Origin of the sequence: Kitasatospora sp. NPDC101183, assembly GCF_044767945.1 — a bacterium.
In the GTDB taxonomy this organism is placed as follows: Bacteria; Actinomycetota; Actinomycetes; order Streptomycetales; family Streptomycetaceae; genus Kitasatospora.
Genome location: NZ_JBIWOW010000037.1, coordinates 30,410 through 53,780, shown reverse-complemented (window position 1 = coordinate 53,780; position 23,371 = coordinate 30,410). Strand labels below are relative to the sequence as shown.

18 protein-coding genes are annotated in these 23,371 nt (G+C 76.6%); 7 read left to right on the top strand and 11 right to left on the bottom strand.

The genetic code is table 11. The annotated features are described in order from the left end of the window. The first annotated feature begins 143 nt into the window (after positions 1-143). Positions 144-692 (top strand): NUDIX hydrolase, encoded by a 549-nt coding sequence (locus ACIRRS_RS34830; protein ID WP_402979829.1) that lies wholly within the window; start codon positions 144-146, stop codon positions 690-692. 3 nt (positions 693-695) lie between these two features. Here the strand turns inward: ACIRRS_RS34830 and ACIRRS_RS34825 are convergent, their stop codons facing one another. Beyond that, positions 696-1,169 (bottom strand): hemerythrin domain-containing protein, encoded by a 474-nt coding sequence (locus tag ACIRRS_RS34825; RefSeq protein ID WP_402979826.1) that lies wholly within the window; start codon positions 1,167-1,169, stop codon positions 696-698. A 112-nt stretch (positions 1,170-1,281) separates the two neighbouring features. After that, positions 1,282-1,626 (bottom strand): ArsR/SmtB family transcription factor, encoded by a 345-nt coding sequence (locus tag ACIRRS_RS34820; RefSeq protein ID WP_402979823.1) that lies wholly within the window; start codon positions 1,624-1,626, stop codon positions 1,282-1,284. Positions 1,627-1,754: 128 nt separating this feature from the next. On the opposite strand from ACIRRS_RS34820, the gene ACIRRS_RS34815 reads away from it, so the two are divergent. Beyond that, positions 1,755-2,948 carry an MFS transporter gene (locus ACIRRS_RS34815; protein WP_402979821.1) on the top strand — a complete coding sequence of 398 codons (1,194 nt, stop codon included), beginning with the start codon at positions 1,755-1,757 and terminating at the stop codon, positions 2,946-2,948. Positions 2,949-3,140: 192 nt separating this feature from the next. Here ACIRRS_RS34815 and ACIRRS_RS34810 read toward each other — a convergent pair whose 3' ends face one another. Continuing rightward, positions 3,141-4,136, bottom strand: coding sequence for a zinc-dependent alcohol dehydrogenase family protein (locus tag ACIRRS_RS34810; protein WP_402979818.1), 996 nt, complete (start codon positions 4,134-4,136; stop codon positions 3,141-3,143). Between the two features lie 137 nt (positions 4,137-4,273). Between ACIRRS_RS34810 and ACIRRS_RS34805 the strand changes: the two genes are divergently transcribed. After that, a complete protein-coding gene (locus ACIRRS_RS34805; protein ID WP_402979815.1) occupies positions 4,274-5,284 on the top strand; it encodes a phosphotransferase family protein in 1,011 nt (336 codons plus the stop codon). Between the two features lies 1 nt (position 5,285). On the opposite strand, the gene ACIRRS_RS34800 is transcribed toward ACIRRS_RS34805, so the two are convergent. Further along, positions 5,286-6,299 carry an AraC family transcriptional regulator gene (locus ACIRRS_RS34800; protein ID WP_402979813.1) on the bottom strand — a complete coding sequence of 338 codons (1,014 nt, stop codon included), beginning with the start codon at positions 6,297-6,299 and terminating at the stop codon, positions 5,286-5,288. Positions 6,300-6,456: 157 nt separating this feature from the next. Here ACIRRS_RS34800 and ACIRRS_RS34795 point away from each other — a divergent pair, with 157 nt between their 5' ends. Beyond that, positions 6,457-6,951 carry a DUF1772 domain-containing protein gene (locus ACIRRS_RS34795; protein ID WP_402979812.1) on the top strand — a complete coding sequence of 165 codons (495 nt, stop codon included), beginning with the start codon at positions 6,457-6,459 and terminating at the stop codon, positions 6,949-6,951. Positions 6,952-6,960: 9 nt separating this feature from the next. Here ACIRRS_RS34795 and ACIRRS_RS34790 read toward each other — a convergent pair whose 3' ends face one another. Together ACIRRS_RS34790 and ACIRRS_RS34785 are read right to left on the bottom strand one after the other, a co-directional pair. Then, positions 6,961-7,653: a polysaccharide deacetylase family protein gene (locus ACIRRS_RS34790; RefSeq protein ID WP_402979810.1), complete on the bottom strand. Its 693-nt coding sequence runs from the start codon at positions 7,651-7,653 to the stop codon at positions 6,961-6,963. Between the two features lie 231 nt (positions 7,654-7,884). Next, positions 7,885-8,478, bottom strand: a complete 594-nt coding sequence (locus ACIRRS_RS34785) for a DUF1772 domain-containing protein (protein WP_402979807.1) — start codon at positions 8,476-8,478, stop codon at positions 7,885-7,887. A 295-nt stretch (positions 8,479-8,773) separates the two neighbouring features. Here ACIRRS_RS34785 and ACIRRS_RS34780 point away from each other — a divergent pair, with 295 nt between their 5' ends. From ACIRRS_RS34780 to ACIRRS_RS34770, 3 genes are read left to right on the top strand one after another with little or no spacing between them, the layout of a single operon-like run. Then, entirely contained in the window at positions 8,774-10,075 is a 1,302-nt protein-coding gene (locus ACIRRS_RS34780; protein WP_402979804.1) for a hypothetical protein, read from the top strand. Between the two features lie 45 nt (positions 10,076-10,120). Then, positions 10,121-11,329 (top strand): AAA family ATPase, encoded by a 1,209-nt coding sequence (locus ACIRRS_RS34775; RefSeq protein WP_402979801.1) that lies wholly within the window; start codon positions 10,121-10,123, stop codon positions 11,327-11,329. Continuing rightward, a complete protein-coding gene (locus tag ACIRRS_RS34770; RefSeq protein WP_402979798.1) occupies positions 11,326-12,570 on the top strand; it encodes a VWA-like domain-containing protein in 1,245 nt (414 codons plus the stop codon). The genes ACIRRS_RS34775 and ACIRRS_RS34770 overlap by 4 nt, the downstream gene beginning before the upstream one ends. Positions 12,571-12,635: 65 nt before the next feature. Here ACIRRS_RS34770 and ACIRRS_RS34765 read toward each other — a convergent pair whose 3' ends face one another. The 5 genes from ACIRRS_RS34765 to ACIRRS_RS34745 form a co-directional block, all read right to left on the bottom strand. Continuing rightward, entirely contained in the window at positions 12,636-15,413 is a 2,778-nt protein-coding gene (locus tag ACIRRS_RS34765; RefSeq protein WP_402979795.1) for a condensation domain-containing protein, read from the bottom strand. Further along, positions 15,410-17,227, bottom strand: a complete 1,818-nt coding sequence (locus ACIRRS_RS34760; RefSeq protein WP_402979792.1) for an amino acid adenylation domain-containing protein — start codon at positions 17,225-17,227, stop codon at positions 15,410-15,412. Before ACIRRS_RS34760 ends, ACIRRS_RS34765 begins: the two co-directional genes overlap by 4 nt. Positions 17,228-17,291: 64 nt before the next feature. Beyond that, complete coding sequence (locus ACIRRS_RS34755) at positions 17,292-19,064, bottom strand: amino acid adenylation domain-containing protein (RefSeq protein ID WP_402979789.1); 1,773 nt, start codon at positions 19,062-19,064, stop codon at positions 17,292-17,294. Positions 19,065-19,096: 32 nt separating this feature from the next. Then, positions 19,097-20,272, bottom strand: coding sequence for an acyl-CoA dehydrogenase family protein (locus ACIRRS_RS34750; RefSeq protein ID WP_402979787.1), 1,176 nt, complete (start codon positions 20,270-20,272; stop codon positions 19,097-19,099). Next, the gene (locus ACIRRS_RS34745; RefSeq protein WP_402979784.1) at positions 20,269-23,361 is read right to left on the bottom strand and encodes an amino acid adenylation domain-containing protein; all 3,093 of its coding nucleotides are present in this window, start codon (positions 23,359-23,361) and stop codon (positions 20,269-20,271) included. Before ACIRRS_RS34745 ends, ACIRRS_RS34750 begins: the two co-directional genes overlap by 4 nt. Positions 23,362-23,371 lie beyond the last annotated feature (10 nt).

Below are 23,371 nucleotides of genomic sequence, written 5' to 3'. Positions count from 1 at the left end.
TCCGGCGCGCCGTCGCGCGCCGGGCCCCACCCTACGGCCCGGCCCGCGCCGCCGGGTGCGGCGGGCCGACCGGCGCGGCGGGGCCGGGCGTGGCAGGGCCTGGCGGCGTGAGAGGGTCGGGGCCTGAGCGGAAGGAGTCGGACGTGGAGTGGCGGGTGCACGGGCGGCGGCAGGTGTACGGGTCGCCGTGGGTCGAACTGTGGCTGGACGACGTGGACATCCCCGGTGTCGGCCGGGTCGACCACCACGCCGTGCGGATGCCCCGGGCCTGCGCGACGGCCGTGGTCGTCGACGAGCGGGGGCGGTTCCTGATGCTCCACCGCCACCGGTTCATCACCGGCCGCTGGGGCTGGGAGCTGCCCGCCGGCTGGGTCGAGGCGGACGAGGACCCGGCGGCGGCGATCGCCCGCGAGGTGGAGGAGGAGACGGGCTGGCGCCCGGCCTCCGTCGAGCCGCTGACGCACTACTTCGCGCTGACGGGCATCTCGGACGCCCGCTTCCACGCCTTCCTCGCCACCGGCTGCACCCGGATCGGGGAGCCGGTGGACGTGGCGGAGGCGGACCGGGTGGAGTGGCTGCCCGAGGCCGAGGTGCTCGACCTGCTGACGAACGGCGGCATCTCGGACGGCGCCACGATCGCGGCGCTGTCGTACTACCTCGGGCCGTACCGGCTCGTCACCGGGCGTGGTTAGTGGTCAGGGGCTGAGCATCGGGCCCGACCAGCCGGTGTCGGGCACCCCCGCGTCCAGGGCGGCGGCGAGGGTGCGCTCCTCGTAGCGGAAGTGGGACTCCATGATGGCCGCCAGGCCGTCGAGTTCGCGTCCGACCTCGTCCAGGTCGGTGCGTTCCGCGAGTTCGACGACGCGGGTCAGGATGCCCTCGATCAGTGTGTGGTCCTGGACGAGGTTGGCGATCGTCCCGGCCAAGTCGGGCCGCTCGCGCAGGAGTTCGGCGAACAGGCCGTCGTCCTCGCCGCGGTGGTGGGTGGTCAGGGCGCCGCAGAAGGCGAGGCAGTGGGCGCGCAGTTCCTCGTCGACGCGGGGTGCCGCGCCGTCGGCGGCCTTGATGCCGTTGATCAGGTCGTCCACGCGGCGGCGCAGTTCGCGGTGGGTTCGGGTGAGCTGGAGGCTCAGGGCGAGGACGCGCTCGCCGTCGTTCCGGGAGGCCACGGGGGGCTGCTCCTTCGGTTCCGCACCTCCATGCCTGACGCGATCCGCCACCGGCACGCGATGCTGCGCGCCATCCGATCACGGACGGCCGCCGGGCGGCAAGGGCCGTCCGTCAGGCCGGGGCGGGTGCGGAGGTGAGCAGCGCGTCGAGGAGCCCGGGGAAGCGGGTGTCGAGGTCGGCGCGGCGCAGGCTGACGAAGCGGTTGCGGCCGGCGACGCGGGTGGTGGTGACGCCGGCCTCGCGCAGGACGCGCATGTGGTGGGAGACGGTCGACTTGTGCAGGTGGTCCAGGCCGAGGCTGCGGGGGTCACAGGAGTGCTCGGCGCCGTCCGCATAGCTGAGCAGCAGCCGCATCCGGACCGGGTCGCCGAGCGCGTGGAGGACGGTGACCAGGTCGATCTCCCCGGCGACGGGCTGGGGGAGGCGCTCGTCCTCGGTGGCGGTGGTCGGGCTCATGGCGGCAGGTCCTCGGGTCGGCGGGCGGGGCCGGGCGGCATCGTTTGACAATCATCCACCAATCCCCGATTGTTTGGCGAGCATCAAACTGTTGCCCAAGCGTCCAACAATCACCGGGGGACCGTCCCGTGCCCGTACGCCTGCTCCTGCTCGCCCTCGGCACCTTCGCCGTCGGCACCGACTCCATGGTCGTGGCCGGAATCCTCTCCCCCATCGCGGCCGACCTCGGGGTGAGCGTCACCTCCGCCGGCCAGCTGGTGACGGTCTTCGCCCTCGCCTACGCCCTCCTCGCCCCGCCCCTGGCCGCGCTCACCGCCCGCCTCCCCCGGCGGCGCCTGCTGCTCAGCGCCCTCGCCGTCTTCACCCTCGCCAACGCGCTGAGCGCGCTCGCCCCCACCTTCGGGCTGCTGCTCGCCACCCGCGTCCTGGCCGCCGCCGGCGCCGCGCTCTACACACCCAACGCCAACGCCGTCGCCACCACCCTCGTCGCCCCCGAACGGCGCGGGCGCGCCCTCGCCACCGTCCTCGGCGGCATGACCGTCGCCACCGCCCTCGGCGTGCCGCTGGGCACCTGGGTCGGGCGCGGCGACTGGCGGATGACGATGTGGCTGGTCACGGCGCTGGGCCTGATCGCCTGGGCCGGCCTCGCCGCCCTCCTGCGCGACCTGCCCACCCCCGTCGGCGCCCCGCCCACCCTGCGCGAGCGCCTCGCGCCGCTCAAGGACCGCCGGGTGCTGGGGGCCGGGCTCACCACGCTGGTGTTCTTCCTCGCCTTCCAGAGCGTCTACATCTACCTCGCCACCGCCGTCCACGGGGCCACCGGCGGCGACGCCGGACGCCTCAGCCTCGTCATGCTCACCACCGGCCTCGCCTCCGTCGCGGGCAGCTGGCTCGGCGGGCGCCTCGTCGACCGGGCCGGGGTGCGGCCCGTCCTGATCGTGGGCTCGGCCGTCGCCGCCGCCGCGTTCACCGCCCTGCCCTGGCTGGGCCGCAGCATGCCCGGGGCGCTGGTGTACGCGGTGGTGGTGCCGCTCGCCGGCTGGGCCGTCTCCATCGCCCTGCCCCACCGCCTCGCCTCCCTCGACCCGGCCAACGCGCCCCTGCTCATCTCCCTCAACAGCAGCGCCCTCTACCTCGGCACCGCCGCCGGCGGCGCGGCCGGCTCGGCGGCCATCGCTCTTCTGGGCACCCACTGGTTCCCCCTCTCCGCCACCGCCTGGGCCCTCGCCGCCTGCGCCACGGCGGCCCTCACCACCCGCCCGGCACGGGCGGCCGCGACGGCGGCGGGCCCGGCGCCCCGGGTGCCCGCGCCCCAGGCGTAGGGGCGAGCCCGGAGCACCGCCGGGCTGCCGGAGGAGACAGGGGTGGCATCCGGTCGGCCGACGCCGACCGGATGCCACCGAACCGCCCCCGACAGCACCAGGTCAGCTGTGACCACGTAACGCAAGGCGAAACCGGGACGGCAGGTGGCATCGGCCCGGCCCCACCCCGGGGCCGGGCCCGTGAGAGGCGGGTCAGTCGATGACGGTGAGGACGATCTTGCCGATCTGGGCGCCCGACTCCAGGTGCCGGTGGGCGTCCACGACCGCGTCGAGGCCTTCGAAGACGCGGTCGATGGCCGGGGTGAAGCTGCCGTCCGCGAGGCCGGCGGTGACGAAGGCGTGGGCGCGGCGGAGGCGGGCGGGGTCGTGGGTGACCTCGTGCATGCTGTAGAAGCGGCTGAGGACGGAGACGAAGGTGTCCTGGCCGGGGAGCGGGGTGTCGGCGGGGTCGAGGCGGCCGTAGACGATGAGGCGGCCGCCGGGGGTGATGACGCGGGCGAGGGTGAGGACGCCGGGGCCGGCGACGGGGTCGAAGGCGGTGCGCACGCCCCGGCCGCCGGTGGCGTCGAGGACGGAGGAGACGAGGTCCTCCTCGCCGGTGACGACGACGTGGGCGGCGCCGGCGTCGAGGAGGTGGCGCTGCTTGGCGGCGGTGCGGGTGGTGGCGATCGGGATGGCACCGAGGCGGCGGGCGGTGCGGATGGCGGCGAGGCCGACGCCGGAAGCGGCGGCGGTGATCAGGACGTGGTCGCCCGCGCGCAGGTGCCCGTCCTCGGCGAGGGCGCCGTACGCGGTGAGGTACGGCATCCAGATGGCGGCGCCCTGGGCGGGGGTGAGCCCGGCGGGGTGGTGGACGGTGGCGCTCGCGGGGACGACCACGTGGGTGCCGTACGTCCCGTAGTCGGTCTGGGAGAAGGCGGGGATCACGTCGACGGCGTCGCCGACCGCGAAGCCGGTGACGCCCTCGCCGAGCGCCTCGACGGTGCCGGAGGCCTCGTAGCCGAGGGTGGAGGGCAGCTTCGGCTGTTCCAGGTAGAGGCCGGAGCGGAACAGCGCCTCCGCCCGGTTGAGGCCGATCGCCGCGACGCGCACGCGCAGCTCGCCCGGGCCGGGCTCCGGGAGCGGGACAGGGCGGACGGTGAGGACCTCCGGCCCTCCGACGGTGTCGAAGACGACGCTCCTGGGCATGGCGCAACTCCCCTGCGGCGAACCGCTGATGGCGATCGGACCCGCTCCACCCAACTCCGCGCCCCGGGTTCTGTCAAATGTCGACGACCATCGGAATAGCATGGGGCGACGGCCAGTTGGGGCGTAGGCTGACGGGCATGATCGACAACCACGGGCAGACCGTGCCGGAGTGGGCCGCCACGCGCCGCTGGGTGGAGGGCCTGCTCGCCCCCGGCGAACGGATCGCGGGCGTACGGGCCTTGCAGGGCGGGTGGACGTCCGTGATGCGCCGCCTGGACATCGAGAGCGACGGAGCCGACGGCGGCGGGAGCCGAACCCTCGTGCTGCGCTCCTTCGTCAAGCCGTTCTACCTCCGCCACGCCGAGGGCCTGCTGAACCGCGAGGCGGAGGTGCTGCGCCTGCTCGCCCCCGGGCCCGTACCGGCCGCCGCGGTGCACGGCGTGGACGCGACGGCCGAGCACTGCGACCACCCCTCCCTTCTGATGTCGCTGCTGCCGGGCACCGTCCGGCTGGCCGAGGACGACGAGGTCGGCCGGCGAACCACCCTGCTGGCACGGCAGTTGGCCGCCGTGCACGCCGTCTCTCCCCCGGACGGTCAGCGGCCCCGCGCCTGGCAGGCGTGGACGGCGCCCGACCGCGTCGCGGTGCCCGGGCGGACCGGCCGGCCCGAGCTGTGGAAGCGGGCCGTCGCCGCCATCGACCGCGAACCCCCCGCGCACCGCGCCTGCTTCCTGCACCGCGACTTCCACCCGGGCAACGTGCTGTTCACCGGCAGCGGAAACGGCAGCGGCGACGGCACCGGCAGCGGCGACGGGACCGCGATCGGCGGGGTCGTCGACTGGGTCGAGACCTCCTGGGGCCCGGCGGACCTCGACGTCGCCCACTGCTCCACCGCCCTGGCGCTGCTGCACGGCGCGGAGGCCGGGATGGCCCTGGCCGACCGGTACGAGGAGGCCGGCGGACGGCTCGACGCCGAGCCCGGTGGGCACCTCTACTGGCGGCTGCTGGACGCGCTGGCCTTCGCCCCGGACGCCGAGAAGGTCGCCGTCCCCTGGCGCGAACTCGGCCGCGAGGACCTGACCCCGGCCGTACTGACCGGCCGCCTGGAGGCCTACCTCCAGGCGCTGTTCGACCGGTACGGGGCGTAGCTCAGCCCGCCAGGACCACCGTCCGGGCCGCCCCCGGAACGCCCGCCGCCGGCCGCGCCGGGCCCTGCCCGGAGGCGGCCGCGCGGCGGTGCTCCTGCGGGCTGACGCCGCGCACCCGCTTGAACGCGGCGGAGAGCGCGAACGCGTTGCTGTACCCGACCCGGCGGGCCGCGGCGGCGACGGTGCAGTCCGGCTCGCGCAGCAGGTCGGCGGCCACGGCGAGCCGCCAGCCCGCGAGGTAGGCCATCGGCGGCTCGCCCACCAGGGCGGTGAAGCGGCGGGCCAGGCCTGCCCGGGAGACGCCGACGCGCGCCGCCAGGTCGGCGACCGTCCAGGCGGTGGCCGGGTCGTCGTGCATCAGCCGCAGGACGGGGCCGACCACCGGATCGTGCTGGGCGCGGTACCAGGCGGGGGCGCCGGAGCCGGGCGCGGCGAGCCAGGAGCGGAGCACGGAGACGACGAGCAGGTCCAGGATGCGGTCGAGGACGAGTTCCTGCGCCGGTTCGTCGCGCCCGAGTTCGGCAGCGAGCAGCCGTACCAGGGTGTCGTCCGCGCCGGTGCCGGCCGGGCGGACGAGCAGGGTGGGCAGGCAGCCGAGCAGGCGCTGGCCGATCTCGTGCTCGGCCTGATAGGTGCCGGACAGGAGGACGGAGGAGTGCTCGTCCGCCTCGCTGCCGTCCCCCCAGGTGCGCACGCCGAGGGAGAGCGAGGCCGAGACGTCCTCGCCGTCGCGGGTGCAGATCTGGCCGGGGCCGATGACCACGCCCGCCGGGGTGGCCGGGTCGTCGGCGACGGTGTACGGCTCGGGGCCGCGCACGATCGCCACGTCCCCGGGCCGCAGCAGCAGCGGTTCGCCCCGCTCGGGGAGGATCCACGCGTCGCCGCGCACCGGTGTGACCACCGCGAGCGGCGCCCCGTCCTCGATGCGCAGCGCCCACGGCGGGCTCAGGACCGAGCGCAGCAGGAAGGCGCCGCGGGCCTTGGGGCCGTCGAGGAGTCCGGTCAGCGTGTCCACACGGGCCAGTGTAACGGCGGGCAAATCTGGACGGCAGGACATCAGTTGACGCCCAGTCATTTGAGAGACTCTTGAGCGGCGGGGCTGGCCGGGCGCGCGCCCATGCCCGATGATCGACCGCGAACCGATTCGCGCGACCACCCGAGGGGCCCCGATCATGGAACTGGCACGCACGCTCGCCCTGGTGGCGGCCACCGTCACCTGCGGCCTGTCCGCCGGACTGTTCTACGCCTACTCCTGCTCGGTGATGCCCGCCCTGGCCGGGGCCGGGGACCGGACGTTCGTCGAGGTCATGCAGCGGATCAACGTGGCGATCCTGAACGGCTGGTTCTTCCTCGGCTTCGTCGGCGCGCTGCTGACCACCGCCGCGGCCGTGGCCCTGCACCTGCCCTCCGACGGCCACCGGGCGCTCGGGCCGACCACCGCCGCCTTCGTCCTGTACGCGGCCGTGATCGGCGTGACCCGAGCCGTCAACATCCCGCTGAACGACGAACTCGCCCGGGCCGGAGATCCGGAGGGGATCGCCGACCCGGCGCGTGTGCGGGAGCGGTTCGAGGCGCGGTGGGTGCGCTTCACCCTGCTGCGCACCCTGCTCAGTACCGGCGCCCTGGCCTGCCTGGTGTGGGCGCTGGTGCTGAACGGGCGTGCCTGACAAGCGGATTCAGCGGCACAGCACCCCGAAGGAGTAGCCGCGCGCCTTGAGGGTGGAGATGATCGTCGGCAGCGCGGCCACGGTCTGGCTGCGGTCGCCGCCGCCGTCGTGCATGAGGATCACCGAGCCCGGGCGGACGTTGCGCAGCACCCGGCTCTCGATCGCCCCGGCGCCCGGGCGGGCCCAGTCCTGCGGGTCCACCGACCAGAGCACCACCTGCTTGCCGAGCGCGGCCGCCCGCGAGCGGACGGACGCGTTGACGCCGCCGTAGGGCGGGCGCAGGCAGGAGGGGGTGCGGCCGGTCTGGGCGCGGATGGCCCGATCGGTCTTCGTCACCTGGGAGTTGACGGAGGAGGCGGAGAGCCGCCGCAGGTCCGGGTGGGACCAGGAGTGGTTCTGCACGCTGTGGCCCTGCCGGGCGACCTGGCTGGTCACGGAGGGGTGGGCGGAGACGTTCTCGCCGATCTCGAAGAAGGTCGCGTGCACGCCGTAACGGGCCAGCACGTTCAGGACCTTGGGCGTGTAGGCGGTGCTCGGGCCGTCGTCGAAGGTGAGGTAGACGACCTTGGCGCCCGAGCCCGCCGCGTCCGCCGGTGCGGCGGGCAGGGCGACGGCGGCGCCCGCCGTCAGGGCGACGACGAGTGCGCCGATCGCGGTGCGGAACCTGTGGACTCCCTTGCGCCTGCCGGGTCGTACGGCCATGGCCACCCCCTGTGGTCTGTGCTTCCTGGCGCTTTCCCGGTGCCGGTGCTCTCCGGTCTCCGGTGCTTCCCGGAGCTTCCCGTCCTTCCGGACATGTCCGGGTACGGTCAGTGTGCGCCCGACGGCCCCGCAGGGCGAGGGTTGACGGCGCCGAGGGGGTGAAATCGGCCATCCGATCGTGGAGTTGGGCCCTCGGCGCGGAGCCGAGGGCCCGTCGCCGCGTCCTCCGCGTCAGCGGGTGGCGCAGCCGTGCAGGACCAGCGCCCGGGCGAGGGCGCCCAGACCGGCCGTGCACAGGGCCGTGCGCAGCATGTTGGTGGCGACCCAGGTCCCGGCGAACTTCTCGCGGACGGCGGCGAGGTCGTGGATGCCCGCCGGGTCGCCGGCCGCCGCGAGGTCGTTGTTCAGCGGGACGTTGACGCCCATCGTCACGACCAGCGCCAGCACGTACAGCGCCGTCGCCGCGCCCGCCCACAGTGCCACGCGCCTGTGCCCGGCCTTGCGCTGGAGCCAGGCCGCCACGCCGGTGGCGACGAACGCCCCGACGAAGACCAGGCCGAACACCCCGTTCTCGATCGACCTGTTGATGTGCTGCATCGCCGTCACGTACGTCCGGTCGTCCCCCGCCGCCAGCCCCGGCATCACCGACACGTCGAACGCGAAGAACAGCCCCGCCATCAACCCCATCGCGATCGTCGACCCCACCAGCACCGGCCCCGCCAGCCGATGTCCGGGAGCAGCGGCGGGGCCGGTCGAGAGGGCTGACGGAGCAGGCGGCGGTGCTGTGCGGTGCGACCCCGGGGTCGCGCTCTGGTTCCAGGTCATGGGCGGTCCTTCGGTCCTCGCGGCCCGCGCCGGGCGCGGGCCTGCGGTCGACTGGCCTGCACGGCAGGCCTCCTGAGCGGCAGCGGCCACGCCTCCACGCTCCGGACGCGGCCGCTCCGCCGACCACCACAGCACGCCCGCCGCCGCACCGGCCAGCGGCTTCGACCGCGTCTCCAGCGGGCCTCCAGGGCCGCAACCTCCTGGCGGAGGGGGCCCGGTTGTGGTTATGCTCCCCGGCGATGACGACTTACATCCTCCACAGATCGGAGGTCCCGTCCACCCAAGGTGAGTGCTGATGAGCGCTCCCTCCCTGGACGGGCACACCTCCCACCTCTCCCTCTGGCGCCGGGTGCGCGACTACGCCGTACCGCCGGAGATGATCGAGACCGCCACCGCCCGCCGCCTCCTCGGCGACTGGGCCGGGGCCTGTTCCGCCGCCCGCGTCGACGTGGAGTTCCGGCTCCGTGACGTCGAACGCGCCCACGGCCGGGACCTCGCCGACCGTGTACGGGCCGACCTGCGCCGCCTGGCGCCGGACCTGCTGCGCTGGCACCTGCCCAGAACGGCCCCGGACGGGCTGCTGCGGGCGGGCCTGACCGTGCCGCTGGCCCGGTACCCGGGCGAGCGGCCGCTCGCGCTGGTCGTCCGCACTCCCCCGGCCTGGGCGGAGTTCGGCCAGCGGATCGGCCTGGCCTTCTGGGACGGCTCGCCGCCCGGCGGGCCGTCGCGACGGCATCCGCATCCGCAGCCGAGCCGCCGCTTCCGCCTCGACCTGCACCGGCACCTGTGGGACGCCGGGCGCAGCGGGGAACTGGCGGTGCGGGCCGGGCGCGCCGAGCCGGGGCCGGAGGGCGACACCGCCAACGCGGGCCCGGCCGTGGACCGTTGGGCCGCCGAGGCCGCCCTGCTGCTGCGCGCCGACGGCCTGCCCGCCGGGCCGGTGGTGGTGCGGCTCGGCGGGCGGCGGCGGCTGCTCCTCGATCCGGACGGCACCGCGCGGCCGGTCGAGGCCGTCGGCGCCCTCCAGGCGCTGCCGCTGCTGCCGGACGCCGCGACCTGGGTGCCTCCGGACGTGGACCTGCTGCGCCACGGCGTGCTCGCCCCCGAGGGCCTGCACCCGCTGGTGGCGGCCGCGTTGGCGCCCGGACAGTCCCTGACCGGCCTGACCGCACCCCAACTCCCGTCCGCTCAGCGGCTCGTGGAGTGCCGGGGGGCCGTGCACCGGATCGCCGTCGTGGACGGGATGCTGACCCCGCTCGACCACGATCCGGCCCAACTGCGGCGCGAGCGGCTGCTGTCGGAGATGTCCGGCCGTCCGCTGCCCTGCCTGCGGGCCGTCGACCTGGCGCACCGCCGCCCCGCCGGGCTCCCCGGCATCCGCGAGCGGCTGTGCCACGGCGACCACGCCGGGGCGCTCGCGGAGGTCGAGGCCCTGCTCGGCGCCCGGGCGCGGCTGCCCGAGGGCCCGCTGCGGGAGGACCTGGACGCGCTCGCGCGGCGGCGCGTCACGTACGGGCTCTACCGCAGCGGCCTGATCGCGCCCGGGCCGCACGGCCCGATCACCCGGCGGCCACCGCGCCAGGCCGTCGCGCACTGACCTCAACTCCCTTGTCCGCTCCACGACTTCCTCAGGTGATGCCCCATGCCCGTTTCCGCTCCTCCCGCCGCCCGCCTCGACGTCGCCGCCCGGCTGCTCGGCCTCCTCGGCGACACCACCACCGAACCGCGCCCCGACGACCAGCTGGAGGCGCTGACCCTGGCCGTCGCCGCCGACCTTCCCGTCCTGCTCTGGGGCGAGCCCGGCATCGGCAAGACCGCCGCGCTCCACCAGCTCGCCGCGGCCCTGGAGTTGCCGCTGACCACGGTGATCGCGAGCGTCCACGAGCCCTCCGACTTCGCGGGCCTGCCGATCATCGGCGACGACCCGGCGCAGCAGGGCGTCCCGCTGGCGCCGCCGGACTGGGCGGTGCGCCTCGTCCGGGCCGGGCGCGGCCTGCTGTTCCTGGACGAGCTGTCCACGGCCCCGCCCGCCGTGCAGGCCGCGCTGCTGCGACTCGTCCTGGAGCGGCGCATCGGCGCGCTCCAACTGCCGCCGGGCGTACGGATCGTGGCCGCCGCCAACCCGCGCGCCTCGGCGGCCGACGGGTGGGAGCTGAGCCCGCCGCTGGCCAACCGGTTCGTCCACCTCCAGTGGGCGCACGACCCCGAGGTGGTGGTGCGGGGCCTCGGCGGCGTCTGGCCGGTGGCGACGCTGCCCCGGCTGGACCCGGAGGCGCTGGAGCCGGCGGTGGCGCTGGCCCGGCGGGCGGTGTGCGGGCTGCTGGCGGCCCGCCCGGAGCTGGTGCACCGGCTTCCGAGCACCGAGACCCGGCGCGGCGGGGCCTGGCCCTCGCCGCGCAGCTGGGACATGACGCTGCGGCTGACGGCCTTCGCCACGGCGGCCGGCTCCGGCCGGGAGGTGCTGTCGCTGCTGGTGCGCGGCACGGTCGGGGACGGCCCGGGGCTGGAGCTGATGGCGTACCTGGACCGGATGGACCTGCCGGACCCGGAGGACCTGCTCGCCGACCCGTCCTCCGCCGTGCTGCCCGAACGCGGGGACCTGCGGCAGACGGTGCTGGACGCGGTGGTGGCGGCGGTGCGTAACCGCCCGGAGCGGGCGCGCTGGGACGCGGCCTGGGAGCTGCTGGTGCGGGCGCTGCGCACGGGCGCGCCGGACCTGCTGGTCGTCCCGGCCGCGACGCTGGCCTCGCTGCGCCGGGAGGACTGGGAGGTGCCGGAGTCGATCGAGCACCTGGCCTCCACGCGGGCCGTCGCCCGCCGCGCCGACGCCGCGGCGAAGGCCCGCCGATGACCACGGCCGCGCCGACGGCCGGCGCCACCGGGCTGGACACCGAGAAGCTGTACGCGGCCCGGCTGCACGCCGCCCGCGTCCGCCCGTACCTGGCGACGGCCCTGTTCGCGCTGCACGTGGTGGAGTCCCGCAGGGTCCCGACGATGGCCGTCGACCCGCACTGGCGCTGCTACGCCTCCCCCGCCTTCGTCGCCCGGACCCCGGTCGAGGAGCTGGCCGGAGCCTGGGTGCACGAGGTGTCGCACCTGCTGCGCGACCACCACGGCCGCGGCGACCGCCTGGCGAAGCACCTGGGCGAGGACGGCCCGGGCTGGCGGCTGCGGCTGAACATCGCCGCGGACTGCGAGATCAACGACGACGTGTACGGCGACGGCCTGAAGGCGCCGAAGGGGATCGTCCTGCCCTCCCTGCTCGAACTGCCCACGGGCAAGCTGATGGAGGACTACCTCCGGGACTTCCGCTTCGACGTCAACGACCCCTTGCTGATCTGGCTGGACTGCGGCAGCGGCGCGGACGGGCTGCCGCGCCCCTGGGAGCTGGGCCCGGACGGCGCGCGCGGGCTGAGCCCGCAGGAGCGGGACGCGGTGCGCTTCCGCGTCGCCGAGGGCATCCGGGGCCGCCCGGGCGAGGCGCCGCTGGGCTGGCGGCGCTGGGCGGAGCAGGCGCTGCACCCGCCGCAGGCCTGGCGGGAGCTGCTGGGCGCGGCGCTGCGCTCGGCGCTGGCGGCGGGCGGGGCCGGGGACGACTACAGCTACGGGCGCCCGGCCCGCCGCGCGACGAGCCTGCCCGGGGTGGTGCTGCCGAGCCTGCGGCGCCGTCCGCCCCGGGTGGCGGTGGTGGTGGACACCTCCGGCTCGGTCTCGGACGAGGAGCTGGGCAGCGCCCTGCTGGAGGTCGCGGCGATCGGCAAGGCGGTGGGCGGGCGCCGGGACCAGGTGTCGGTGGTCTCCTGCGACGCGGCGGCGCAGTCCGTCCAGCAGCTGTGCCGCCAGGAGGGGCTCGCGCTGATCGGGGGCGGCGGCACGGACCTGCGGGAGGGCTTCGCGGCGGCGCTGCGGGCCCGTCCGGCGCCGGACGTGGTGGTGGCGCTGACGGACGGGCAGACGCCGTGGCCCTCCTCCGCTCCGCCCTGCCGGACGGTGGTCGGGCTGTTCCCCCGGCCGCCCCGGGTGCGGACGTTCGACCCGGACTACCGGCCGCAGGCGCCGCCCGCCTGGGCGCGGGTGGTCACGATCGGGTGAGGCACACCCGCACCCGCACCCGACCGCCCAGGCAGCCGGGCGGCCGGGGGTCGGGGGTCGGGGGGTCAGCCCACCATGGCGGCCAGGACGGTGCGCCAGTCCTCCCCCGGCTCGGGACGCAGCAGGTCGGCGAGCACGTCCGCCCGGTAGCGCCAGGGCCGCCGCAGCTCCGGGTCGGCCTCGGGGCCGGTCCCGACGGTGCCGGCGGAGCCGAGCAGCCGGACGAGTTCGGCGGCGAACTCCGGCCAGCCGACGTGCCCGCCGACGGCGTTGACGACCCGCCCGGCCGAGGGGTGCCCGTCCGTGGCGCAGGCCGTCAGCACCCGGGCCAGGGCGGCCGCGTGCACCCAGGCAGCGCCGGCGGGCGGCTCGGGCACGGTGATCGGCTCGCCCGCGAGCGCGGCCTGGTAGAGCGCGCCGGTCGAGCCCCAGCGCAGCTGGTCGCGCAGGCGGTGGTGCGGGCCCCAGACGATGGGCGTGCGCACGGCGGTGACCGGCCCGCGCCCGCCGGCCTCGAACAGCAGCCGCTCGCAGTCGAGTTTGGCCTGCCCGTACGGGCTCACGGCACCGCCGCCCGGCCCGCCCTCACCCACCTCGATGCCCTCCGGGCGCCCGTACGCGTCGATGCTGCTGACGAAGACGAACGGGCCCCGGCCGCGCCAGCCGTCGAGCAAGGCGGCCGTCGCGGCGCGGTCGGTGTCGTGGTCGGTGAAGGTGCAGGCGGCGTGGATCACGGCGTCGGCGCCCTCGACGGCGCGGCGCAGGCTGTCCGGGTCGGCGAGGTCGCCCTCGGCGATTTCGGCGCCGTGCAGCGCGGGCAGGTGCGCGGACTCGGGCCGCACCAGCGCCCGGACGGGCCGCCCCTGGGCCAGCAGCTCCTGGAGGACGGCCGCGCCGACCCCTCCGGTGGCGCCGGTGACCAGCACCGTCCCGGTCCTGCGCGCCACGGCGGCCGTGCGCGGCCGCGCGGTGCGCCGCTCCTCGGCGCGGGCGGCGAGCAGGGCGGCGAGGGCGCGCGGGGTGCGCTGTTCGAGGATGTCGAGGCCGGTCAGCGGGAGGCCGAGGGCGGTGCGCAGCCGTTCGGCGAGCTGGACGGCGACGAGGGAGTGCCCGCCGAGGGCGAAGAAGTCGGCGTCGGCGGGCGGCACGGCGCCGAGCAGGGCGGCGAAGGCCGTCCGGACGGCGTCGAGCGGGCCCGTGGCCGCCGGGCGGGCCCCGGGCAGGCGGGCCTGGTCGAGGCCCCCGTCGGGGTGGCGCGGCAGGCGGTCCATCAGCGTGACGGCGTACGGGAGTCGGCCCGGCCCGAGGAGGGGACGCAGCGCGTTGCGCAGGTCGGCGCCGCTGGGTGCGACGGGGCCGCGCACGACGGCGTAGGCGTGGGGCGGGCCGTCCCCGGTGTCGACCACGGCGGCGTCGGCCACCCTCGGGTCGGCCGTCAGGGCCTCGACGACCGGGTGCCGGGCGGCGGTGAGCCGTTCGCCGGGCAGCTCGGACAGGGGGCGGTCGGCGTCCTCGGCCACGGCGGCGAGGAGGGCGGCGAAGCCGTCGAGGAGGCGGACGGCCGTGGACGCGTCCAGCGCGTCGCGGTCGTGCTGGAGCAGGCAGCGCGGCGCGGGCCCGTCCTCCAGGAGCAGGGCGAGGCCGAACTTGGCGAGTCCGAGGTCGAGTTCGACGCTCTCGGCGTCGAGCCCGGGCAGGGTGAGCGGGGCGGGGGCCTGGACGAGGTCGCAGCTGACCGACAGCAGCGGGGTGCCGTCGGCGCCCCGGGCGGCGGCGCCGAGGCGCTCGACGACGAGGTCGAAGGGCACGTCGTGGTGCTGCTGGGCGTCCAGCAGGGCGGCCCGGGCCCGGTCGAGGACCTCGGTGAAGGCGGGATTCCCGGCCAGGTCGGCGCGCACGGCGAGGGTGTTGACGGCCAGGCCGACGGTGCGGCGCAGGGCGGGCCGGGCGCGGTGGCCGCTGGCGCAGGCCAGGGTGAGGTCGTCCTCGCCGGTGGCGGTGCGCAGGGCGGCGAAGGCGGCGGCGAGCACGACGGCGTAGAGGGTGGCGCCGTGCCGGGCGCCGAGGCGGCGAAGGCCCTCGACGACGGTGGGGGCGAGCGGGGCGGTGTGCAGGGCGGCGCGGCGCTCGCGGGCCCCGGCCGGGACGGGCCGCAGCAGGGGCAGGGGGCGGGCGCCGGCCAGGTGGCGGGCGCGGGTGTCGGCGGCGTCGGTGAGTTCGGCGTCGCGGGCGCGCTCCTCGCGGGCGTACACGGTGTACGGCGGTGCGGGCGGCGGCAGTTCGGGCGCCGATCCGTCGCGGGCGGCGGCGTAGAGGGCGGCGAGGTCCTCGGTGAGGACGGACAGGGAGCCTCCGTCCACGGCGATGTGATGGATCGTCAGAAGGAGGGTGTGGTCCTGGGGTTGGTGCCTCAGCAGCAGGGCGCGCAGGACGGGCCCGGTGGTGAGGTCGAAGGGCCTGGCGGCCTCCTCCGCGAGGCGGGCCGTGGCGTCGGCCCCGGCCTCCTCGATCGGCAGCGGCACCGGGGCGGCCTCGTCCACCTGCTGGTAGGGCTGTTCGCCCCGGTGCGGGTAGCGGGTGCGCAGCGCGGCGTGCCGTTCGGTGAGGGCGGTGAGCGCGGCGGCGAGGGCGGCGGTGTCGAGGGGGCCGCGCAGCCGGGTGGCGAGCGGGACGGTGTAGAGGGCGCCGCCCTGGCCGAGGCGGTCCATGAGCCACATGCGCTGCTGGGCGTGGGAGAGCGGCGCGGGGCCGTCGGCGGGGCTGGGCGGGGGCGGGCTCACGGGGCGGCTGCGGGCGCGGCGCAGCAGGTCGCTCTGGTCGGCGAAGCTCTCGGTGAGGCTCATCGGGCGCCCTCCGCTGCGGACCGATCGGTGTCGTGGGCGGCGCGCAGGGCCTGTTCGAGCAGGTCGGCCTGGGCGGCGACGGTGGGGTGGCCGAGGAAGTCGGCGAGGGACAGCTCGGCGCCGAGGTCCTCGCGCAGGTCGTCGACGATCCACATGGCGAGCAGCGAGTGGCCGCCCTCGGTGAGGAAGTCGGCGGCCGGGTCGGCGATCGGACGGCCGAGGGCGCGGGACCAGGCCTCGGCGACGACCTGCTGGATGGGGGTGAGTTCGGCCGCCGCCCCGGGCCCTGCGGGCTCGACGGGCTCGGCGGCGAGCGCCTTGCGGTCGACCTTGCCGCTGCCGTTGAGCGGCAGCGCGTCCAGGACCGTCCAGGAGGTGGGCACCAGGTGGGCGGGCAGCTGCGCGGCGAGGCGCTCGCGCAGCGTCTCGACGGAGGGCCGGTGGCCCCCGGCGAGGACGAGGCAGGCGGTGAGCGCGGCGTCGGGCGCGCCGGGGCGGCGCACGACCACGGCCGCCTCGGCGACCTCGGGGTGGCGCAGCAGCGCCTGTTCGACCTCGCCGGGCTCGATGCGGAAGCCGCGCACCTTCACCTGGTCGTCGGTGCGGCCGTGGAACTCCAGGGCTCCGTCGGCCCGTTGGCGCACCACGTCGCCGCTGCGGTAGGCGCGTCCGGCGCCGGGCAGCTCGCGGAAGCGCTCGGCGGTGAGCTCGGGCCGGTTGAGGTAGCCCTGGGCGACGCGGGCCCCGGCGATCCACAGTTCGCCGCTCTCGCCGGGGGCCACCGGCCGCTGCCGCTCGTCGAGGACGAGGGTGCGGGCGCCGCCGAAGGGCCGGCCGATGGGGACGGGTGCGCCGCCGGCGCAGTCGGCGGGAGTGATGCGGTGCAGGGTGGTGAAGGTGGTGGCCTCGGTGGGGCCGTAGACGTTGTGCAGTTCCAGCCAGGGGAAGGCCCGCAGGACGGCGCCGGCGTACTCGGGCGAGAGGGCCTCGCCGCCGACGGCGAGGGTGCGCAGCACGCCGAAGATCCGGGACTGCCGGGCGGCGAGGTGGTGGAAGAGCGCGGTGGTGAGGAAGAGGGTGGTGACGCCGTACCGTTCGACGTCGCGCACCAGGTCCTCGGCGGTGGGCCGGTCGGCGGAGGAGACGGCGACGGCGGCGCCGTGGGCGAGCGGGGCCCACAGTTCGAAGGTGGTGGCGTCGAAGCCGAGCGCGGAGTGGCACAGAACCCGGTCGCGGGGGCCGAGGGCGAGGGCGTCCGGGGCGGTGACGAGGTCGGTGACGGCGCTGTGCGGGACGAGGACGCCCTTGGGGCGCCCGGTGGAGCCGGAGGTGTAGTAGACCAGCGCCGTCCCGTCGGGGCGGGCGGCGTCGGGGGCGGCGCCCCGGGCGGAGTCGGCGTCGTGCTCGCCGAGGACGAGGGTGCGCTCGGCGGGCAGGCCGGTCTCGGCGAGCAGGGCCTTGTCGCCGAGGACGAGGTGCGCGCCGGCGTCCTCGATCGTCTCGGCCAGGCGCGGGCGCGGGTAGGCCGGGTCGAGCGGGACGACGTGGCCGCCGGCGCGCCAGATCGCGAGTTCGGCGACGGCCAGGCGGGCGGCGCGGGCGCACAGCAGGCCGACGGCGCTGCCGGGGCCGACGCCCCGGGCGGCCAGGACGGCGGCCAGCCTGCCCGCGGTCTCGTGGAGTTCGCGGTAGGTGACGGCGGTGGTGCCGTCGAGGACGGCGAGGACGTCCGGGTGCCGCTCGGCGTGCCGGGCGACCAGCTGGGTGATCGTCATTGCGGTGTCCAACGCTGCGGGCGCGGGCAGGGCGCTCATGGTGGTTCCCTTCCGGGCGCCCCGGCCGCGCGGGCCGGGGCGCCGAGATCGAAGACGTCGGGCGTCAGGCGGTGGCGGGCGCTAGCCGCTCCTCGACCAGCCGCGCGACGGCGCGCAGGTCCGGCTGGCGCAGCAGGAGCGAGGCCCGCAGCCGCAGGCCGTACTCGCTCTCCAGCGCCTCCAGGAGCCGGGCGGCGGCGAGCGAATTGCCGCCCGACGCGAGGAAGTTGTCCTCGGGCCCGAGGTCGGCGCGGCCGATCAGCTCGCGGCAGAGCTTGAGCACCGTCCGCTCGACCGGGGTGTCGCCCTCGGCGGCGGGGGCCGGGACGCGGGCGTCGGCGAGCAGCGCGGCCCGGTCGACCTTGCCGTTGGCGTCCAGCGGGTACCGCCCGACGAGCCGGACGGCCGAGGGCACGGCCTGCTCGGGCAGCCAGGGCCGCACGGTCTCCAGCAGCTCACCGGGATCGACAGCCCCGACGGCGGGCTGCACGAAAGCGAGCAGCCGTACGCCCCCGGTGGGGGCGGGTTCGGCGGCGACGACGGCGCGGCGCACCCGCTCGTCGCGCTCGAAGGCGGCCTCGACCTCGGCGGGTTCGATCCGTACGCCGCTGACCTTGACCTGGTCGTCGAGGCGGCCGTGGAACTCCAGCACGCCGTCGGGGCGCATCACCGCCCGGTCGCCGCTGCGGTAGACCCGGTCGGTCCCGTCCACACCCTCCGGCGCGGAGACGAAGCGGCGGGCGGTCAGCTCGGGGTCGAGGTACCCGGCGGCCAGGCCGGTGCCGCCGATGCGCAGTTCACCGGCGACGCCGCGGGGCACGGGCCGGCCGTCCTCGTCGGTGACGAGCACCACCGCGCCGGGGATCGGCAGGCCGATGGGCGGGGCGCCCTCGCCGTGGCCGCCGCCGGGGGCCATGGTGTGCACGGTGGTGGTGACGGTGGCCTCGGCGGGGCCGTACGCGTTGTGCACGGTGGCGGTGACGTCCGGCCCCGGCGCGCGGCGCAGCCGGTCGCCGCCGACGGTGAGGTGGCGCAGCGCCAGCCCGGCGGGCCAGGGCCGGTTCAGGACGGGCTCGCCGAGCGGGGTGGGCAGGACGGTGACGGTGATCCCGGCCTCGCGCCACCAGTCGGCGAGGGCGCCGGAGTCCCAGCGGACGGCCTCGGGGGCGACGACCAGCGCGGCGCCGGAGGTGAGGCCGGCCCACAGCTCCATGACGTGCGGGTCGAAGGCGACGCCGATGAGCAGGCTGTGCCGCTCGCCGGGGCCGAGGCCGGTCAGCTCCCGGTACCACTGGAGGAGGGCGCCGAGGGCCGGTTCGGTGACGGCGACGGCCTTGGGGGTGCCGGTGGAGCCGGAGGTGAGGACGGCGTAGTGGGTGCCGCGCGGGACGCTCACCTGGGCGCCGGGGGTGAGGGTGGCCTCGACGGTGCCGGGCAGGTCGAGCGCGAGCCGCTCCCCCGCCTGCGGCAGCACGGCGGGCTCGCCCACCAGGCAGACGGGGCGCAGCTGTTCGGCGACGGCCTGGAGCCTGCGCTCGCCGGGCCGGGGGCCGAGCGGCAGGTGGACGGCGCCCAGCTTGGCGACGGCCAGGGTGACGGCGGCCAGCGCGGCGCCGTGGCCGAGGCAGACGCCGACGAGGCCGCCGGGGCCGACCCGCCCGCGCAGGGCGTCGGCCACGGTGTCGGCGAGGCGGTCGAGTTCGGCGTAGGTGTGGGTGCGCCCGCCGTCGATCAGGGCGGGGGCGTCGGGGGTGCGGTGCGCCCAGGTGGTGAAGAGGTCGAGCACGGCGCCGTCCTGGTGCGGACGGCCGTACCCGATGCTGCTCAGGGGGTCCATCGGAATCTCCCGTGTCATCGTGTGACGGATCGTCAGTTGAGGCCCATGGAACGGGCGATGATCACCTTCTGGACCTCGGAGGTCCCCTCGATGATCGTGGTCATCCGGACGTAGCGGTACAGGAACTCCAGCGGGTGGCCGCGCACCCAGCCGGTGGCGCCGTGCACCTGGAGCGAGCGGTCCACGGCGCGCAGGGCCGTCTCGGAGGCGGTGAGCTTGGCGAGGGCGGCGTTCTCCGGGGCTTCGGTGCCCTCGTCGACGAGCCTCGCGCAGGCGAGGGTGAGCAGCTTGGAGGCCTCCACCTCGGCGCGGGTGGTGACGAGGTGCTCCTGGACGTGCTGGTAGTCGCCGATCACCCGGCCGAAGGCGCGCCGCTCGCGGGCGTACTCGACGCCCAGACGCAGCGCGTGCTCGGCGATGCCGTTGCACATCGCGGCGACGACCAGGCGCCCGCGCGAGAGGCTGTCGATGGCCAGGGCGGTGGCGGCGCCGACGGCCTCCTCCCCGCCGATGACGGCCTCGGGGCCGACGCGCACGTCGTCCAGCAGCAGTTCGAACAGCGGCTCGCCGGACATGCCCTCGTAGCGCTGGCCGATGCGCAGACCGGGCTGGTCCATGGGCAGGACGAAGGCGGTGGCCCCGGCGCCCGGCCCGGCGCCGTCGCCGAGGTCGGTGGCGGCCACGACCAGGGCCAGGCCCGCGTGTTCGGCGTTGCTGACGAAGGTCTTGCGGCCGTTGATCACCCACCGGTCGCCGGTGCGCACGGCGGTGGTGGTGAGGTGGAAGGCGTCGGATCCGGCCTGCGGCTCGGTCAGGGCCAGGCAGCGGGTCTGCTCGCCGCGCACCAGCGGGACGAGATGGCGCTCGACCTGCTCGGGGGTGCCGCTGCGCAGCAGCGGGCTGGGCCCGTCGGAGCCGGCCAGGGCGTACGGGGCGAGGACGCAGCCGCTGCGCCCGGCGGCGTGGTGCAGCAGCACGACGGCGGTGAAGGGCATGTCGGAGCCGCCGAGCTCCTCGGGGTAGTCCCCGGCGTAGAAGCCGAGGGCGGCGGAGCGCTTGCGGACGTAGGCCCGCAGGTCGTAGGGGACGTGATCCTCGGCCTCGGGCAACTCGGCCGCGAGCGGGGCGAGTTCGCGGCGGACGAAGGTCTCGAACGCCTCGACGATCTCGCGGTGGCCCTCTTCGAGGACGGCGGACGGGGCGGTCATGCCGCACCGCCCGTCAGCGCGCGGGCCTGGTCGGCGAGGACGGCGTGGCGGAAGAGGGTGCGCAGCGGCGGGCGGCTGCCCAGGCGCGGCTCCAGCCAGGCGGCGAGCTGGGCGGCGAGCAGGGAGTGGCCGCCGACCTCGAAGAAGTGGGAGTCGGCGGTGAAGCGGTCGTGGCCGAGGACCTCGCGCCAGGCGGCGGCGACGAGCTGCTCGCCGGGGTCGGTGAACTCGCTCGGCTCGGTCTCCTCGACGGCCTGCGGGGCCTCGGCGGCGATCCGGGCCAGGGCGGCGCGGTCGGGCTTGCCGCCGGGCAGGCTGGGCATGGCGGGCAGGGCCGTCCAGCTCGCGGGGACGAGCCCACCGGGCAGGCGCCGGCCGAGGGCCTGGTGCAGGGCGGCCTGGTCGGGCTGTTCGGCGCCCTCCAGGAAGCCGACGAGGCGGGGCCCGGTCTGCGGGTCGGTGTGCAGGACCACCGCGCAGGAGCGGCCGCCGAGTTCGGCGGAGGCGGCGGCCTCGATCTCCTCCAGTTCGATGCGGTGGCCGCGCAGCTTGACCTGGTGGTCGGAGCGGCCGAGGAAGCGCAGCCGTCCGTCCAGGCCGCGGTGGGCGCGGTCGCCGGTGCGGTAGACGCGGGCACCGGCGAGGGCCGGGGCGGTGACGAAGCGGGCGGCGGTGGGCCCGGGCAGGCCGGGGTAGCCGTCGGCCAGCAGCTCGCCGCCGATGGCGAGTTCGCCGACGCAGCCGTCGGGCAGCGGGCGGAGGGTGTCGTCGAGGACGTGGACGCGGGCGCCGGCGATCTCGGTGCCGAGCGGGATCTCCGTGCCGTCCGCCAGGTCCTCCTCGGCGATCCGGTGGACGGTGGAGGTGACGGTCGCCTCGGTGACGCCGTAGGCGTTGAGGACGGTGGTGTGCCCGGTCAGGCCGGTCAGGGCCGTGGCGGGGAGGCGTTCGCCGCCGAGGACGAGGAGCCTGGGGGCCCAGCGGCCGTCGGCGAGCGCCTCGCGCAGGTCCTCGCGGACGGCGAGCAGGTAGCTGGTGGGCAGGTTGGCGACGGTGACGCCGCGCGCGGCGAGCACGGCGACCAGTTCGGGCCCGGTCGGGACCTCGCGCTGCGGCAGGACGAGGGCGGCGCCGACGGCGAGGGCGGGCAGCGCCTCCTCCAGGGCCACGTCGAAGGACGGCCGGGCGAAGAGCAGCACCCGGTCCGAGGGCGCGAGTTCGTACCGCTCGGCGATCGCGCCGATGTAGCCGGCCAGGGCCGCCCGGGAGACCTGGACGGGCTTGGGGACGCCGGTGGAGCCGGAGGTGTGGATCAGGTAGGCGGCGCCGTCGAGGGCGGCGGCGGGCCCGGCCTTCGGAAAGGCGGGCCCGTCGAGCAGGGCCGGGGTGACGCCCTCGGCGGGCAGGGCGAGGGCGCTGGTGCGGGTGGCGAGGACGAGCGCCGGGGCGAGGCGCTCCAGCAGCAGGCCGAGCCGGGCGGCCGGGTCCTCGGTGGACAGCGGCGCGTAGACGGCGCCCAGGCGCAGGCAGGCGAGCAGCGCCGTGACGCTGTCCGCTCCGCGCGGCAGCACGGCGGCGACGGGCTGGCCGGCGGTGACCCCGGCGGCGCGCAGGCGCTCGGCCAACTCGCCGACGCGACGGTCGAGTTCGCCGTAGCTGATCCGCTCGGCGCCGGCCAGCAGGGCGAGCGCCGTCGGGTCGTGGGCGGCGGCCGGGTCGAGGGCGGCCGGGAGCGCCGGCGCGGGCTCGGCCGGGGCGGCGGCGGGCGTCGGGGCGAGGACGGCGAGCGGCTCCTCGGGCCGGTCGAGGTGGTCGCGCAGCAGGTCCAGCAGCCGGGCGGCGAGCAGTTCGGCCTCGGTCTCGCCGAAGAGGTCGGCGTCGTAGTCCCAGACCAGGGTCATGCCGGCGGCGCCGTGCTTCTCGCCGACCACCCGGCGGTCGTCGGGCAGGAGCACGAGGTCGAGGTCGAAGCGGGTGGTGCCGGTGTTGAAGCCCTCGTACAGGGAGACCTCCAGGCCGGGGGCCTGGACGTCGGGGAGGGAGGCGTCGTGGGCGCTGAACATCACGTTGAACAGCGGGTTGTCGGCGCCGCTGGTGTGCAGGCCGAGGCGCCGGGTGAGCTCCTGGACGGGCAGGTCCTGGTGCGGCAGGGCGCGCATCAGGACGTCGGTGACCTCGTCCACGGCCTCGGTGCCGGGCGCGTCCGCGTCGAGCCGCAGGCGCAGCGGGACGGTGTTGACGAACATCCCGACGGTGCCCTCGAAGCCCTGCGGGCGGTTGCCGACGGCGGTGCCGACGACGAGTTCGCGGTGGCCGCCGTGGCGGCGCAGCAGTTCGGCGAACAGGGCGAGCAGGGTACTGAAGGGGGTGTGGCCGCCCGCCCGGCACTGCTCGCGCAGCCTCAGGGCCAGGTCGGCGCCGATGGACTGGCGCAGCTGGCCGCCGCGGTGGCGGCGTTCGGCGCCGGGACGGGCCAGGCCGGGGAGGGTGATCTCGCGCGGGGCGTCGGCCAACTCCCGCTCCCAGAAGGCTAGTGCGCGCTCGACGGGGGTGTCGGCGGCGGCGCGGGCGTGGTCCTCGTAGGAGGGGGCGGCGGGCAGCCGGTGGTCCTCGCCGAGCACCCGAGCGCGGTAGACGGTGAACAGGTCGCGCAGCAGGACGGCGAAGGAGTGGCCGTCGTGGACGAGGTGGTGCTCGACGTGGATCAGCCGGTGGTGGCCGTCGCCGAGCCGGACGAGGTGGTGGCGCAGCAGCGGGGCGCGGGTGGTGTCGAGGGGCTCCTCGGCCTCGGCGGCGAGCAGGGTCCGGAAGGCCGCTTCCGGGTCGGCCTCGGCGGTGAAGTCGCTCTCGCGCAGCAGGGGTTGGACGGTCCCGGCGACGCGCTGGGCGGGAAGGCCGCCGTCGCGGTGGACCAGTTCCAGGCGCAGGCCGGGGTGGTGGGCGAGGAGGGCGCCGAGCGCGGTGTGCAGGGCCGGGCGGTCGAGGTCGCCGCGCAGGTCGAGCACGGCGGTGAAGTTGTAGGCGCGGCTTCCCGGCAGCATCTGCTCGTGCAGCCAGACGATCTGCTGGGAGGGGGAGAGAGCGAACACGGGCGACTCC

Bases quoted from the DNA above. Each gene is read 5' to 3' on its own strand.
- ACIRRS_RS34805 (WP_402979815.1), top strand. From the start codon at position 4,274: ATGATCGACAACCACGGGCAGACCGTGCCGGAGTGGGCCGCCACGCGC.
- ACIRRS_RS34760 (WP_402979792.1), bottom strand. From the start codon at position 17,227: ATGAGCGCCCTGCCCGCGCCCGCAGCGTTGGACACCGCAATGACGATC.
- ACIRRS_RS34765 (WP_402979795.1), bottom strand. From the start codon at position 15,413: ATGAGCCTCACCGAGAGCTTCGCCGACCAGAGCGACCTGCTGCGCCGC.
- ACIRRS_RS34775 (WP_402979801.1), top strand. From the start codon at position 10,121: ATGCCCGTTTCCGCTCCTCCCGCCGCCCGCCTCGACGTCGCCGCCCGG.
- ACIRRS_RS34790 (WP_402979810.1), bottom strand. From the start codon at position 7,653: ATGGCCGTACGACCCGGCAGGCGCAAGGGAGTCCACAGGTTCCGCACC.
- ACIRRS_RS34820 (WP_402979823.1), bottom strand. From the start codon at position 1,626: ATGAGCCCGACCACCGCCACCGAGGACGAGCGCCTCCCCCAGCCCGTC.
- ACIRRS_RS34785 (WP_402979807.1), bottom strand. From the start codon at position 8,478: ATGACCTGGAACCAGAGCGCGACCCCGGGGTCGCACCGCACAGCACCG.
- ACIRRS_RS34780 (WP_402979804.1), top strand. From the start codon at position 8,774: ATGAGCGCTCCCTCCCTGGACGGGCACACCTCCCACCTCTCCCTCTGG.
- ACIRRS_RS34770 (WP_402979798.1), top strand. From the start codon at position 11,326: ATGACCACGGCCGCGCCGACGGCCGGCGCCACCGGGCTGGACACCGAG.
- ACIRRS_RS34795 (WP_402979812.1), top strand. From the start codon at position 6,457: ATGGAACTGGCACGCACGCTCGCCCTGGTGGCGGCCACCGTCACCTGC.
- ACIRRS_RS34755 (WP_402979789.1), bottom strand. From the start codon at position 19,064: ATGGACCCCCTGAGCAGCATCGGGTACGGCCGTCCGCACCAGGACGGC.
- ACIRRS_RS34810 (WP_402979818.1), bottom strand. From the start codon at position 4,136: ATGCCCAGGAGCGTCGTCTTCGACACCGTCGGAGGGCCGGAGGTCCTC.
- ACIRRS_RS34750 (WP_402979787.1), bottom strand. From the start codon at position 20,272: ATGACCGCCCCGTCCGCCGTCCTCGAAGAGGGCCACCGCGAGATCGTC.